Annotated in this window: 16 protein-coding genes; all 16 read right to left on the bottom strand. The window is 43.9% G+C overall.

Annotated elements, in window-relative coordinates; translation table 11 throughout:
• Window positions 1-79 precede the first annotated feature (79 nt).
• Complete coding sequence (gene def, locus FHS86_RS10410; protein WP_429413026.1) at window positions 80-595, bottom strand: peptide deformylase; 516 nt, start codon at window positions 593-595, stop codon at window positions 80-82.
• 5 nt (window positions 596-600) lie between these two features.
• The gene (locus FHS86_RS10415) at window positions 601-1,542 is read right to left on the bottom strand and encodes a radical SAM protein (RefSeq protein WP_429413028.1); all 942 of its coding nucleotides are present in this window, start codon (window positions 1,540-1,542) and stop codon (window positions 601-603) included.
• Complete coding sequence (locus tag FHS86_RS10420) at window positions 1,539-2,348, bottom strand: Mrp/NBP35 family ATP-binding protein (protein ID WP_429413030.1); 810 nt, start codon at window positions 2,346-2,348, stop codon at window positions 1,539-1,541. The genes FHS86_RS10415 and FHS86_RS10420 overlap by 4 nt, the downstream gene beginning before the upstream one ends.
• An 18-nt stretch (window positions 2,349-2,366) precedes the next feature.
• The gene (locus FHS86_RS10425; protein ID WP_429413032.1) at window positions 2,367-2,696 is read right to left on the bottom strand and encodes a DUF5320 domain-containing protein; all 330 of its coding nucleotides are present in this window, start codon (window positions 2,694-2,696) and stop codon (window positions 2,367-2,369) included.
• Window positions 2,697-2,837: 141 nt separating this feature from the next.
• Window positions 2,838-3,866 carry a putative manganese transporter gene (locus FHS86_RS10430; RefSeq protein WP_429413034.1) on the bottom strand — a complete coding sequence of 343 codons (1,029 nt, stop codon included), beginning with the start codon at window positions 3,864-3,866 and terminating at the stop codon, window positions 2,838-2,840.
• Window positions 3,867-3,874: 8 nt separating this feature from the next.
• Complete coding sequence (locus FHS86_RS10435; RefSeq protein WP_429413036.1) at window positions 3,875-4,657, bottom strand: MBL fold metallo-hydrolase; 783 nt, start codon at window positions 4,655-4,657, stop codon at window positions 3,875-3,877.
• A complete protein-coding gene (locus tag FHS86_RS10440; RefSeq protein ID WP_429413037.1) occupies window positions 4,654-5,118 on the bottom strand; it encodes a NifB/NifX family molybdenum-iron cluster-binding protein in 465 nt (154 codons plus the stop codon). Before FHS86_RS10440 ends, FHS86_RS10435 begins: the two co-directional genes overlap by 4 nt.
• Before the next feature lie 15 nt (window positions 5,119-5,133).
• Entirely contained in the window at window positions 5,134-5,604 is a 471-nt protein-coding gene (locus FHS86_RS10445) for a DUF1847 domain-containing protein (protein WP_429413039.1), read from the bottom strand.
• A 7-nt stretch (window positions 5,605-5,611) separates the two neighbouring features.
• Window positions 5,612-6,061, bottom strand: a complete 450-nt coding sequence (locus FHS86_RS10450; protein WP_429413041.1) for a DUF134 domain-containing protein — start codon at window positions 6,059-6,061, stop codon at window positions 5,612-5,614.
• 57 nt (window positions 6,062-6,118) lie between these two features.
• The gene (locus FHS86_RS10455; protein WP_429413043.1) at window positions 6,119-6,940 is read right to left on the bottom strand and encodes a phosphate ABC transporter ATP-binding protein; all 822 of its coding nucleotides are present in this window, start codon (window positions 6,938-6,940) and stop codon (window positions 6,119-6,121) included.
• A gap of 19 nt (window positions 6,941-6,959) precedes the next feature.
• Window positions 6,960-7,814, bottom strand: coding sequence for a phosphate ABC transporter permease PstA (gene pstA, locus FHS86_RS10460; RefSeq protein WP_429413045.1), 855 nt, complete (start codon window positions 7,812-7,814; stop codon window positions 6,960-6,962).
• Window positions 7,811-8,698: a phosphate ABC transporter permease subunit PstC gene (gene pstC / locus FHS86_RS10465; RefSeq protein WP_429413047.1), complete on the bottom strand. Its 888-nt coding sequence runs from the start codon at window positions 8,696-8,698 to the stop codon at window positions 7,811-7,813. The genes pstA and pstC overlap by 4 nt, the downstream gene beginning before the upstream one ends.
• Before the next feature lie 333 nt (window positions 8,699-9,031).
• The gene (locus tag FHS86_RS10470; protein WP_429413049.1) at window positions 9,032-9,967 is read right to left on the bottom strand and encodes a PstS family phosphate ABC transporter substrate-binding protein; all 936 of its coding nucleotides are present in this window, start codon (window positions 9,965-9,967) and stop codon (window positions 9,032-9,034) included.
• A gap of 103 nt (window positions 9,968-10,070) precedes the next feature.
• Window positions 10,071-11,327, bottom strand: a complete 1,257-nt coding sequence (locus FHS86_RS10475) for an alginate export family protein (RefSeq protein WP_429413051.1) — start codon at window positions 11,325-11,327, stop codon at window positions 10,071-10,073.
• A 292-nt stretch (window positions 11,328-11,619) separates the two neighbouring features.
• Entirely contained in the window at window positions 11,620-12,261 is a 642-nt protein-coding gene (locus tag FHS86_RS10480; protein WP_429413053.1) for a response regulator transcription factor, read from the bottom strand.
• 4 nt (window positions 12,262-12,265) lie between these two features.
• On the bottom strand, window positions 12,266-13,201 hold the full coding sequence (locus FHS86_RS10485) for a sensor histidine kinase (protein WP_429413055.1): 936 nt from the start codon (window positions 13,199-13,201) through the stop codon (window positions 12,266-12,268).
• Window positions 13,202-13,456: the final 255 nt, after the last annotated feature.

A 13,456-nucleotide genomic window follows, 5' to 3' on the forward strand; every position in this document is an offset into this window, starting at 1 on the left:
CAAAAGTCAAAAAGTCATTAAGTTGTGATGCTAAGTTGCTAATTTCATTAGGTGATGACTTTTTCCTCAATGACTTTTTTCAATGTCTGTATTTCGAAATTTGTTGTAATTTTCTATTAATCAGCTTTCTTCTTAGTTGGTGAATCCGGTCAATAAACAGGATGCCTTCCAGATGGTCGTATTCGTGTTGAAAAATACGGGCTTCGATCCCGGTGAGACTTTCTTCCTTAATATCGAAATGGAGATCTCTGTAGCGCACTTCAATGGATGAGGGCCTTCTGACACGCTCGAAAATGCCGGGAATGCTGAGACAACCTTCTTCGTAATCTTCTTCTCCTTCGCTAAAATGCAGAATTTCGGGGTTGATGAAAGCTTTTTCAATTGTAGGCGTTCCGTCATCAGCGAATGGCGTGGTGTCGATGACAAACAAATTCTTGAGTACATTGACCTGTGGACCTGCCAATCCAATGCCCTGAGCCTGTTTCAGGGTTTCGAACATGTTTTCGGAGAGCTGTTTAAAGTCATCTGCCTTATCAATTTGTCCTGCTTTATCTCGCAAAACCGATGCGCCATATTTTATTATAGGTAGAATCATCATTGCTATAAATAGTAATTTCTTGTATAGTAATCGTGTCCGTTGTAATGGTTTTTGATCAGGTAGTGTTGCGTCATGAGCGATTCAATGACCTCCATTCCGGCTTTTTCTTTTTTGAGTAACTCGTTTAAAGTGTCATCTCTCAGGGGGTGAACGGCTGTAATGTTCAATATGTCCTCGTAGGCATTGCCGGTATAGCCGGTATTGGTGCCTTCAAAGCCTGTAAGGTTTTCGGTGTTAATGCCTTTATTATTGAATATTTGCCAGGCTTTGGCAATGTTTTCGGGCGTAATGGCTTTTACTGTTTTTTCGGCCGGCGGGCGTGTGGGGATCGACAGGTAGGCTGTTTCGACATGAAGTTTCGCAATAAAAGCCGAAGTGGCTTCGAGACCCGATTCGTGATCGTTAAGTCTGTCAACCAGCATGGTCTCGGTGTGCAATCGTCCCTGGTACCGTCCGGCAAAACGTTCGATGCCCTGCAGTATTCCATCTAAGTCGATGCCAGGGTAGGGGCGGTTGATTTTAGTCCAGGTGTCGGATTCAAGCGAATCGACTTTAAGTGAAACCCAGTCGGCATGCATCAGCTCGTTCTGCACTTTTTCATCGGCCATCAGCGAGGCATTTGAAATGATGGCAACGGGAATTAAGAAAGTATCCTGCAGCAGTTTTATTTCATCTCCCAGATTGATATCAAGCGTGGGCTCTCCATTGGCAACAAAAGTGAGGAAGTCGGGTTGGTGTTTCAGGTCGAGTTTGTCGAGATGTTCCTTTACATTGCGAATTAAGTATTCGGGCTCGTAAAAGCTTTCGCGCTTAAGCTGCCGATTTTTAGTCTGTCCGATTTGACAGTAAACACAGTTGTAAGTACAGACTTTGCGCGAAACAATGTTGTTAATGCCGAGACTCAGTCCCAGTCTGCGTGAAGGTATCGGCCCGAATGCGATCATATTGTTGCTGTTTCGTGTGTGATATAAGTTAAGATCGAATCAAAAGCATCGATTGCAGCTTTATTTTGCTGATTGTACACCGTAAGGCCATGATCCGCTTTTTCACCAATTTCCATTATAAAGGGTATTTGTCCGATTAAAGGAACCGAAAGCTCATGGGCAAGGTTCAGTCCGCCTCCCTTTCCGAAAATATAATACTGCTCGTCGGGGTGCTGTGCCGGAATAAACCATGCCATGTTTTCAACAATACCCAATACCGGAACTCCGATATGCGCCGAAAGAAACATGTCGGCCGCTTTTCGGGCATCTGCGACGGCTACCTGTTGGGGAGTTGTAACTATAATTGCCCCCGAAAGATTCATTTTTTGCACCGTAGTAAGCTGAATATCGCCTGTTCCTGGTGGAAAATCGACGATCATATAATCGATGTCACCCCAAAGAGTGTCTTCAAAAAGCTGGGTAACTACTTTAGAAACCAGGGGGCCACGCCATACCAGTGATTGTTGTTTGCTTAAAAAGAACCCGATGGAAACCAGTTTTACTCCGTAGCGTTCAAAAGGTACAATGCGTTGTTTACCATCAACTTCCTTGCTTTCAAGCTTACGCCCCTCAACCCCAAACATCAGAGGGATCGATGGACCGTACAAATCAGTGTCGACCAATGCAACCCGGTAACCTTGCCGTGCAAGGGCTACCGAAAGATTGGCCGAAACTGTTGATTTCCCTACTCCGCCTTTCCCCGATGCAACAACAATAATGTTTTTAACACTGGGAAGGGCCACTTTCTCAATGGCTTTCTTATCCATTTTGCCTGGAGCTAATCCTTAATTGTTTTCCAGGTCTTTCAGCCTGCGTTCAATTTCCTCTTGTGCTTTTTTTAGCGATTCGGCTTGTGCTTTCAGGTTGAGTATTTCATCGTTGCTGTTGGTTTGTGGTGCGTTGGTGTATCCGGCGTTGAATGCGAACCCACGACCACGACCTCTGCGGCCACCAGAACCACGACCTTGTCCACCGCTGCCAAATCCACGGCCTTGTCCGCGTCCGCCGCCAAATCCGCTGGTAAAACCAGGGCTGTCATATCCTGCACAATATCCTAAACTTCTGCCGGTCATAGAACCTTGTCCCATTGGACCTGTTTTGTCTCCTCTTGCCATCATCTTTAATTTTTATGTGTAAGTTCTGTTTGATGTCTTTAGAAGCAAGTCTCTAGTCTTTTTCCTAAAGTCTTATAATCTATAGTACGGTACAAAGGTAAAAAATAAAATGAACATAGGTTCATTACAGGACGCAAAATTTTATAAGCCGGCCAGGATAAGTGCTGCTCCAATCAATAGTGCAATCAGCATATTAATGGCTTTCACCTTGAAAAAATCTTTACGGCTTTCGGCCAGCAATGGAAGCATGCCGTGCCCGTCCTGTGAAATGGAGCTGGCAATCAGTATGCTTACAGGAATCATTCCTTGCGAAAAAAGTGTGACAAATACCAAATGTGGCCCCGATTCGGGGATAAAGCCCATTACTACAGCGATAAGTAAAATCAGGTAATCGTTTTTCTCGATTATACCTGACATCAGTTCATTTGAAAGCACGAAGTGCAGTAATAAAAAGGCAGCCCACGACCACAATAGAATTCTCAGCAGGTGCTTTTTTATGATGTGCTTGTAAAGGTGTTCATTTAAAAAATGCTCAGGTACGCTAATAAAAACAAAAAGAAGGAAGAGGCTTCCTATCAGAAATGTAACTCTTTTCCATCCCCAGGCTGGAGTACCAATGGCACCGTTAAGCAACAACACAATAAACAGGAGAGCAAAAACGATCATGGCCAGCCGTTCAAATGATATTTTTCTCAGTTGAGTCAGGATGATTTTGTGATCAAAGCATTTGCATACATCTTGCTGGTGGACAACAAAACCATGTACTTCTCGAGCTGTTTTTTGTTTCTTTTTAGTGAAATGGAGCACAATAAGTCCGCCAATAATTGCAATAGCAAAAAGTATGGCATTGATGAGCAGAGCCTTCGCTGGAAACAGGGCAAACATGACAAAAGCCTCATCGCCCGATGTGGCAATCATAACACTCACAAGTGCTGCCAGTCCTACCATGCGGTGTGTGTAAAGCGAAACAACGGTGAAGGCTCCCATGCAGCCGGGAGTAATGCCCAGCAAGGCTGCCATAATGATTTGTGAAACAGGCGAGTGACGTAATTTTTCAGCCCAGGTGTTTCGGGTTTGTACGTTGATGTAATCGATTACCACCATCATGAGCAATACAAAAGCGGTAATCATTAACGATTGCTTTAATGTGGAAATGATTATGGTGTCCATTGTGGTATTTATTCAAAGGTGTACGTATTTCCTGTTTTTACCTGTTCAATTCCAAAGGCATTGTAAAAAGCAGCCAGGGCTGGAAGCGCAGTGCAATGCGACGGGATAATGTGTTTTACATTTTTGTCTTTCAGGTACCGGATCGTCTCGCGGGTTTGTCGGTTCTCTTCTTTTAAGTGAAAGCCTCCCATGATGCCCCATATCCGGTTGTCGCCTGTTATATTTTGTGCGTGTTCGAGGGTGTTTACCACCCCCGCGTGACCGCAACCTGTAAGCACAAATATACCCTTGGGGGTTTGCAAAACAAGGCCACTGTCGTCCATCACAAAATCGGGCTTGTAGTTATCGAATTCAAACGGTGTGGTTTCCGATTCAAAATCGGTTGTTCTGGGCACTTCGCCCATAAAAATGATGTTGTCGCTGATATTGTAAGGCGCTGATGAGGTGAGCAACTCAAACTTCTGTTCCATTTCGGTTTTGCTCATATTGAGCCCAATGTAACTGTGGTCGCGTTTCCGGTAGCGATTGGCAAATGCACCGGGGTGACAAACAAGCTTGCCGCCGCTGAGCGATTTCAGTCCGTTACCATGGTCGTAATGGCCATGACTAAGCACAATGTGTGTTACAGCACTGAGCTCAATTCCCATAATACGGGCATTGTGTAGATAAACATCACTTTGCCCGCTGTCAAACAAAATAATTTGTCCGTCGTGTTCAATAAGATACGATAGCCCGTGTTCTGAAAGTGTTTTCGATCCGGGTGCATTGTCGGTGAGTACAGAAATTTTCATGCCTTGATGTTTTTCGATCTAAAGCCATGCGATTCTACCTTACTTTTTATGATTCCTTTACCTATGGTAAAAACCTTAAACTGGGTGCGATCTTGTTTCAGTTCTTCAACAATCCAGTGCATTTGCCGCTCAATGGCAAGCAATGCAGCATCAATATTTTCGGCATGAATGATCACCGGAATAAAATGAGGTGTCATCAATCTGATATTTTCACCAAAGCTGCCAGAAACGAGTAAATTTATTTTTCGTTGATTTAGCAGATCGACAATGGCCTGACCTTTTTCCATTAAATCGATTTGACTGCTGCCATACGGAGTCGGGTTAGGAAGCAGTTCGGGTGCACTAAATTGTTGGTTCTTCCATTCAAATAGCTGATAAGTGTCGGCCGAACCAAAAAAGCCAGCGTGCAGCAGGCCTGCTTTGTCTGTGGCAAAAGCAATTCGTACGGTAGTATTTTGCATCGTTTTTGATTTTTGTTATTCTTCATTGATCGATTCAAACCTTGAATTAGGATAATGATTCCTGATTCGGTCTTTCACAATTAAGGGACTAACCGGTACTTCTGAATGGAGGTTGAAAACCATGTCGTGTCCTACGCAAAGCCCCATCATGATGTTGAGTTCACATTGATGTTCCTTAAGATAGGAAGCTTGTCCGGCCGGGTTACAGAGCAGTCCTTTCGTGCCGGGCAGCAATTCATCTTTTTTAATTTTCCCATATTTGCAGTCAACACTAAATACTTCAAATCCATGTTGACTGAGGATTTTGCTTAAACTTTCTGCTTGTTTTCTAAAATTAACACAATAAGCAATCCCTATTGTTTTTATTCCCGCCAGGCTGGCAAAGGCCAATAGCTCGTCAACACGATCGAGTTGCTTGTTTTTAGCCGCCTCTGCATATTTCATGATTTCACGGTCACGGGTGTTGTATTGTGCGATGCTTTTCATTTTGATGCTATGTATGTGACTTGTGATTTTTACTTCCCCTGCTATCATTTTTTGTATTTTCCTTTCCGATGGCTGTCAGGTCGTTTGAATTACAATTACGACAGTGGGTGATGGGCTTTATTGCAACGATGGTTTCGTTACATTGATCACATTTGTACCAGTAATCATCGGTAATATAGGATCCTCCTTTAATGATGATGGCCTTTCCTTCGACAAATGCTTTCGAGATACTTTTCCTGGCTTTGTCATAGAGACGGGTGAAGGTAGGGCGTGAAATATTCATTCGTTCCGCTGCATCCTCCTGCGAAAGATTCTCATAATCGGCAAGTCGTATGGCTTCAAATTCCTCGTAAAGTAAATTGATGCTTTCGAGCTCGCGCATGGGAATGCCAAAGGGCTTATAGCCTTCCATGGGAGGGAACATTCCAATTTTTCTCTTTCGAATTCTGTTGGGCATGATTGCAGCTTTTGAATTCTGCAAAGATAATAAAATGAACCAATGTTTATTTGCTGCTTAGTTGCCATCGCGAAGATAATCTCTTAAAAGTGCAGTCTGTGGACGTGTGAAAAGATCGTTGGGAGCTCCCTCTTCAATAATTTCGCCATAATACATAAATACAACATGGTCGGCCAGGCGCTTGGCTTGTCGTAAAATGTGGGTTACCAACACAATGGTGTAGTGGCTTTTTATTTCGCGAAACAGCTTTTCGATGGTGCTGCTCGACATGGGGTCGAGTGCCGAGGTGGGTTCGTCGGCCAGTATAATCAGTGGTTTAACGGCCAGGCCGCGTGCCAGGCACAGGCGTTGTTGCTGACCAATCGACAGGTTGTTGGCCGGCGTGTGCAGACGGTCTTTTACCTCGTCCCATAAGCCAACTTCGCGCAGGTTTTTCTCAATATTGTGCGCAATAAGTTTTTTGTCTTTAATGCCTTTAAGTCGTAATCCGTAGGCTACATTTTTATAAATCGACATGGGTAGCGGGTAAGGGCGTTGCGAAAGCAATCCCATTTTTTGGCGCAGGTCTGCAACGTTTTGCCGTGTGTTGAGTATGTCGTCGCCATCGATGTTGATGGTGCCGGTAACATTAAGCTCCTTGTACAGGTCGGTGAGGCGGTTGAGGCTTTTTAGCAGGGTTGTTTTACCGCAGCCCGAAGGGCCTAACAGTACCGTTACCTTGTTTTTGGGGATTTCGAGGTTGATGTTTTTCAGAATATGATGTCCCGGGGCATGTACGTCAAGGTTTTTGATGCTTATGGCGCTGGGCACCGAAGCTTTTTCGTGACGTGTTGCTTTTTGTGGAGATGGTGTCATAACTTTTGCTTGAATGAGTTCCATGGTTGCTTATTTTTACGATTTATTTAATGATGGTTTTTGAATACCGACGCGACAAGGCACGGGCTGAGAGGCTGATGACGAGTATGATAATGGTTAAAATTGCAGCTGCGGCATAAGCTCTTTCGCGAACTTCGGGTATGGGCGAGCTAAGCTGGAAGAAGATAGCCAGGGGGAGTGTTGCCGCGGGTTCGTCGAGGTTTACGGGGATAAGGTCGGTGTAACCTGCGGTAAAAAGTACCGATGCTGCATCGCCAATGCCACGTCCAAAAGCCAGCAGAATGGCGGTAATAAGCCCCGGAAATCCTTGTTTCAGCATAATTTTAAAGGCTGTTTCGGTTTTGGTTGAGCCCATGGCCAGCACCGATTCCTGCATGCCAATGGGGATTTTGCTCAGTACCTCGTCGAACGTACGTACCACAATTGGTGCAATTAGTAGAGCTACAGTAATAATTCCGGCTATTAGCGAGGCATTCATCCCCAGATAGAGCATCAGCGTAAATCCAAAAGCACCATACACAATTGAAGGAATGCCCCACAGCGCATCGAGAAAATAACGGACTGTCGTTTGGGTTTTCTTGTGCCTCACCAGGTGCACGTTGATGAATAATGCTGCGGGCACACCAATAACTATTGCCATAAGCGTTGCCCCCAGGGCAATGTAAAGTGACCCAATAATGGCATTGAGTACACCTCCTTCGCCTCCGTAATAATAACCGCCTTTTGGGGTTTTGGTAATCATGTCGAACGATAGAGCGTTGAAGCCTTTCACAAAAATTACAACAATAATGAAAGCCAGTAGAACAATAAGCGAGTAGGTGGCTATGCCCGATAAGCTTTTAAATATTTTTTCTTCTATCACCTTTGCTCGTTTCATCGTTGTTGGGTTTTATGAATAAAATATCGAAATACAAGATTGATTAGCAGGATGATAACCAAAAGCAGCAGAGCGGCAAACATTAATGCCGAGTCGTACATTGGTATCGAAAGCATTTCGCCATAGTTGTTGGCAATAAGGGCGGGGAGCGGGTATCCGGCTTTAAAGGGGTTGGCTGTTGCCTGTACCATGTTGCCCACTACCATCATTACGGCCAGGGTTTCGCCAAATGCTTTGGCAAGTCCCAGTCCAAACGACGAGATAATGCCCGGGTAACTGCCACGTATTACCACATGTTTTACCGACTCCCAGTACGTAGCTCCCAGCGATAGCGAGGCTTCCTGTAAGCCACGTGGCACTGTATTGAATATTTCAATAAGCATGTTCAACATATACGGGATGCACATAATGGCCAGCACAATACCACCCGAAAGGATAGAATAGCCCGACGATTCGGTGTTGAAAAGTGGTGCAAGCACATTTGAGGTAAAGGGTACAATAATAAGTACGCCCCACACACCGTAAATAACCGATGGCAGTCCGGCCAGTATGTCAATAACCGGGTGCATCATGTCGATAAGCTTTTTGCTTGCAAACTGGGTGAGGTAAATGCCGGCCAGAAGGCACACGGGCGCTGCAAATACAAACGACAATAGGGTAACATACATCGAACTGGTTATGAAAGGCCAAAAACCAAACTTTCCGCTGTTGGGATGCCAGTTTGACGAGGTAATGAGCTCGCCCAGTGTGTGCTCACCCAGCAATGGTGCCGATTTAAAATACAGTGCGACCCCTATGATTACCGGTAAAAGTAAAATGCATATCAAGGCAGCAATCATCCACCCATTTGAAATTCGGTCGCTTATTTTTCGTTTGCTTAACATTTTTTAGTCAATAGTTCCCGATGTCGTTCGTGCCTCACTCATCGGGACTGGTCGCATAGCTCCCAGCATTAGTAAATAGTCAACAGTTATTGAGTCATTGCTTTTTTGAAACTTGCAAGCCCTGTGAGATATTCTCCTTACGTCGCATTTCACGGGCTAAACCTGTAATTTTCATTTTGAAAGCAATAGGAGGTGACCCGACTTCAAACGCGAAGCGTCAAACGGGCTTTGCCCTCGAACGCACAGCATCAAACATGACTCGTCCTAAACCTGAAACACACCCTCCAACATTCCATTCTTCCATTTTTCCAAGAATCCAGTCTTCCATAAACATTACAACTTCTCCAAATATCCATCAATCTTTGCCTTGCTAATAGGTACATACCCGGCTTCTTTGATGTATTGCTGTCCCGAGGTAAGGCACCATTTGATGAAATCGAGTGCGGCTTGTTTTTCGGGTTTTCCGTCCGAAACAAAATACAGTTCACGTGCCGGTGGCGAGGGGTAATTTCCACTGGCAATGGCTGCGAGTATCTCGTCGAAGGTGTTGTAGAAATCTTCGTCGGCATCAATATGTCCGTTTTCATTCAGGTCGATGGGTATCACTTCGATGCCGGGGCGTTTTTTGCTGCTTTCGATATCGTAAATAAAAATGGTGTTGTTGAAAGCCACGCCCAGTGGGTCTTTCCCTACAGCTTCGGCTAACCCGGGGTCGCCATATATGCCAATGCCCTGCAGGTCTTCCTGAGTGCCTCCCAGGTATTTTGCCCAGGTTCCGGCTGCGCCACAGGCATCGGAACGGGTATAAACAACTATTTCGTTTGCTTCTTCGTTTGCAAAAAACCGGTTCCAGTTTGTAATGTCTCCATCAATGTAAACAGCTTTCAGTTCGTCGCGGGTTAAGCCTCTTGTTTTTAGCGCGTTGAGATAAGGATTCTTAGCACTGATGGTTGGTAACACTGCATCGATGGTAAGGCCGGCCCACCATACGCCTTTGTTGATTTCGGCCGGGGCTATCTCGCGCGAAAACATGCCCAGGTCAACCGTGCCCGACAACGCATCGGCCATGCCTTTGCCGGCACCTCCACCCGATATGTTGAAACGTACATCGGGATTTTCTTTTTTGTATTCTTCTGCCCACATAACCACTAAAGGGTACAGTGCAAAAGCCCCGGAAATACTAATGGTTTGTTCTTTTTGTTTTTTCGAGGCACACGAATTAAACAGTGCCATAATCAGAATAAAAATGATGGTTTTAGATGTTTTCATACGATTGAATTGTTTGTTTTTTTATGGTATCGTATGGAACTCGCATGATGTGAATTATTTTCAACTTAGAGGTCAATTTTTTACATGCTCGTTTCATAGTCTCTTATTTTAGAAGTGTTGGTGTTATTGTAAGTTGAATGTAAACGAATTGCGAAAATTTGTTGTTGGGCACGCCCTGCAAGGTTCTGAGTGAGCCGGTGGGTACAAAAAAGCAATAGCCGCTTTCGAGGTTTCCCCATTCGTTAAATTGGTATTTTAATACTAAGTCGTTTTCGAAGCCAAGGTTTTTGTTTTGAGGCGTTAACGGATTGGTTTGTGCCAGTTGAAAATATTGTGCTTTATTGTTGATTTTAACCTTGTTGTTGATTTGATAATCGAGGAAGTAGAAGTAATGGGCAAGTCCGCCTTGCTGTGTTTGTGAGACAAACGAGCTAAAATAATCCATCGCCCCAAATTTGCTGTGGCGCGCCCCGTAATGCACATCAAATAGTTTATCGGTAGTTTGTGCACTGCCGGTTTTGCTGTTGCCCGACAAATAACTCAGGCCAATCCCAGGGCTCAGTTTTCCGGTTTTGTAGCAGGCTTCAAAATCAACGATGAAGGCACTAACGGCCTTGGCTTCGGTGTTTTTTCCGTATTGGTAGTAGGCGTTTCCCCATGCCGAAAAATTGCCTTTGGTGTATTGTGCATACACGCCGGTGGTGTGCCTGAAATTGAGCGTGTTGGTGGTGTCGGTATCGGTTGTGCCGGCTGCCAGTTGTAAAAACGAAAGCGTAAGATTGTTGTTAAAATTCCGGTTTAGCCATGCAAAATCGAGGGTTTTAATCCGGTTCGACGGGTAATAATTTTCCGCTTTTAAATCGGATAGGTTGTTCCATGTACCGGCCAGGTGCAGGTTCCATTCTTTCATTTTAAACTTGAGCAACAGCGCATCGTGGCTCAACCCGTTTTGGTTCCAGTTGCGGGCAGCTAACATGCGCTGACTGTCGTACTTAAAAGCTTGTCGCCCCACTTTGATGCTTAATTTTTCGCCGGTTTTAATTTCGGCATAGCCTTCAAACAGCCCAATCGAATTGTTTGTGGCTACTCCCGACGAGCTCCAGCTTGCATCTCCACCCCAAAGGCGCACGTCCTGCGGCGTAATATTCAAGGTTAGCAAGTCGCTTTTGTAGGCAAAGCTAATTCGGGTTCGTTGTGAAACGATTCCGGTTGGATTAGCCCCGTCGGCTGCCAGTTTTTTGTAGCCGTCGCGCAACTCAAAGCGGTTGCGCAGTTGAGCATCGATGCGTATTTGTGCCCATGAAAGGCTTTGCAGGCAAATTAAGCAGCAGAGTGCAAACAGAAATTTTATTTTACTCATAGGTTTTTTTTAAAAGAATGATTAAGTGATTAAGCTTGGTGCAAAGTTGGGGGTTTGAAAGCAGGGGTAAAACAGCGTAAAAACGTAAAATGTCTATACGTGTTAAATCGTAAGCACTAGGTATAAAAACGTAGTGTGGTTTTGGGGTGTGAAAGTGGTAGAGGGAACAGAAAAAGCCAGAATATAGTAATGGATTAGATCGAGATAGTATCCGAAAAATCGCAAAATGCTTTGTAATACACATTACACTTTTGCTTTACGGATTCAATTTTTAATTTTGTTTGTATGTTTTCTACACTTCGACCACGCCGTTTTTTATGGCGTAAATAACCAGGCCGGCTGTGTTTTTGGTACCCGATTTTGAAAGTATGTTTTCACGATGCTTGTCTACTGTTCGTTTGCTGATGTTGAGTAAATCGGCAATTTCCAGGTTTGATAATCCTTTGCAAATTTGGAAAAGTACTTCTGTTTCACGTTCGCTGAGGTCGGTGTTTTTTTGTACCTGATTTTTTCGGTTAATGCTGTTGAGCAGTTTACTTAGAATTTCCTGAGAAAAATAATTTTTGCCGGCCATCACACTTTTAATGGAAGTTTCCACATCGTCGATGCCTGAATTTTTCAGTAAGAAGCCTTTAGCACCTGCTTCAATCATGCGGGTGTAGTAATCTTCATCGCCGTACATCGACAAGGCAATAATACGCATTTGGGGATATTGTTTCAAGATGGTTCCGGTAGCTTCAATGCCATCAATTTCCGGCAGATCGATGTCCATAAATACCAGGTCGGGTTCCTGTGCTTCAACCAGATGATAAAATTCTTTTGCAGTTCCGGCTTGCCTTACATTTTTTATGTAATCAAGCTGGCTTAAGAGCAACTGCAATCCTTCACGAAATAGCTGATGGTCATCGACCAGAATTAATGATAATTGATCCATTTTATTAGAGATGAATGCTTATGACGACTCTTATTCCTTCGTTCGGACTACTGTAGAATTGATATTCACCATTGATCGATTGTATGCGAGAACGGATGTTGGTAAAGCCCTGACCTGAGCCATTGATCTGCTCATAGTCGGGACATCCGATGCCATCATCGATATAGTTGACCATTATTTGATGATCCTCCAGAAGCAGGTCAATGTATACATTGTTTGCTTCGGCGTGTTTCAGGGTGTTGGTTAGCAATTCACAAACAACTCGGTAAAGCAGCACTTCAATGTTGTAACTAAAACGCTTGTTTTCCAGGTTGCTTTTCAATTTTATTTTTGGTTTGTCAATGATTTTCAGATTACTAATAAACGAGTGAATTGCTTTGTCTAATCCAAAGTTATTGAGGATGTGAGGACTTAGCTTATTTGAAATTTCCTTTAGGGTAAGCACTGATTCGTCAATTAATTTCTCTGCGTTTTCAATGACCTGATCTTTGAATTCATAGGTTTTGCGTCTTGATGAAATAGCCATTTTTACGGCAGCAAGCAAGGGACCCAGTCCATCGTGCAGTTCCTTTGCAAAATGCTGACGTTCTTTTTCCTCTGTTTTGATAATGGCCGAAAGCACCCTGGCCTCATTTTCCTTTCTCAAGCCGTCAAGTTGTTGCTGAATGTTGAAGATTCGCCTTACAAAGGCCAGACTTAACAACATGAGTAATGAAACCATTACTCCGGTCCAGCTGCTTAACATTTGTGAAGTAAAGCGGTTTTCGATGTCATAAACCATGAAAATCTCAAATAATCTTCGGAATGCCATGAGTAAGAATCCGAATGAGATGAGCCACCAGGCTATGTTGGTGCGTGTGCGTCTTGTCAGCGAGAGTGCGATGATGGCTGCCCCAAATTGTAGCACAACAGAAAGGATCAATGCAATTTTAATGGCCATTGGCTATGGTATGAAAGGCGAAATTAAAAATTATTTTTCTATTTCAACGTTGTCCCGAAAACAAAAACTTCATTGATTTTGCTGTCCTTAAAAGGCGATAGCGTGGATGAGTCGATAATGTATAAACACTTTATGTTCTTGTTATTAAGTTGGTTGCTGACTAAATTCTTTACTTTTACTGATGTCTTACTTTTTTTGATGATGAAAACTAAAAGTAGACCTGACAGGCGGTTTTTTAAAAGGGCTGCCAGCTTA

The organism is Roseimarinus sediminis (genome assembly GCF_050433125.1).
GTDB lineage: Bacteria > Bacteroidota > Bacteroidia > Bacteroidales > Prolixibacteraceae > Roseimarinus > Roseimarinus sediminis.

Coding starts and splice junctions, on each gene's coding strand:
- def (WP_429413026.1), bottom strand. CDS start 595: ATGATTCTACCTATAATAAAATATGGCGCATCGGTTTTGCGAGATAAA.
- FHS86_RS10415 (WP_429413028.1), bottom strand. CDS start 1,542: ATGATCGCATTCGGGCCGATACCTTCACGCAGACTGGGACTGAGTCTC.
- FHS86_RS10420 (WP_429413030.1), bottom strand. CDS start 2,348: ATGGATAAGAAAGCCATTGAGAAAGTGGCCCTTCCCAGTGTTAAAAAC.
- FHS86_RS10425 (WP_429413032.1), bottom strand. CDS start 2,696: ATGGCAAGAGGAGACAAAACAGGTCCAATGGGACAAGGTTCTATGACC.
- FHS86_RS10430 (WP_429413034.1), bottom strand. CDS start 3,866: ATGGACACCATAATCATTTCCACATTAAAGCAATCGTTAATGATTACC.
- FHS86_RS10435 (WP_429413036.1), bottom strand. CDS start 4,657: ATGAAAATTTCTGTACTCACCGACAATGCACCCGGATCGAAAACACTT.
- FHS86_RS10440 (WP_429413037.1), bottom strand. CDS start 5,118: ATGCAAAATACTACCGTACGAATTGCTTTTGCCACAGACAAAGCAGGC.
- FHS86_RS10445 (WP_429413039.1), bottom strand. CDS start 5,604: ATGAAAAGCATCGCACAATACAACACCCGTGACCGTGAAATCATGAAA.
- FHS86_RS10450 (WP_429413041.1), bottom strand. CDS start 6,061: ATGCCCAACAGAATTCGAAAGAGAAAAATTGGAATGTTCCCTCCCATG.
- FHS86_RS10455 (WP_429413043.1), bottom strand. CDS start 6,940: ATGGAACTCATTCAAGCAAAAGTTATGACACCATCTCCACAAAAAGCA.
- pstA (WP_429413045.1), bottom strand. CDS start 7,814: ATGAAACGAGCAAAGGTGATAGAAGAAAAAATATTTAAAAGCTTATCG.
- pstC (WP_429413047.1), bottom strand. CDS start 8,698: ATGTTAAGCAAACGAAAAATAAGCGACCGAATTTCAAATGGGTGGATG.
- FHS86_RS10470 (WP_429413049.1), bottom strand. CDS start 9,967: ATGAAAACATCTAAAACCATCATTTTTATTCTGATTATGGCACTGTTT.
- FHS86_RS10475 (WP_429413051.1), bottom strand. CDS start 11,327: ATGAGTAAAATAAAATTTCTGTTTGCACTCTGCTGCTTAATTTGCCTG.
- FHS86_RS10480 (WP_429413053.1), bottom strand. CDS start 12,261: ATGGATCAATTATCATTAATTCTGGTCGATGACCATCAGCTATTTCGT.
- FHS86_RS10485 (WP_429413055.1), bottom strand. CDS start 13,201: ATGGCCATTAAAATTGCATTGATCCTTTCTGTTGTGCTACAATTTGGG.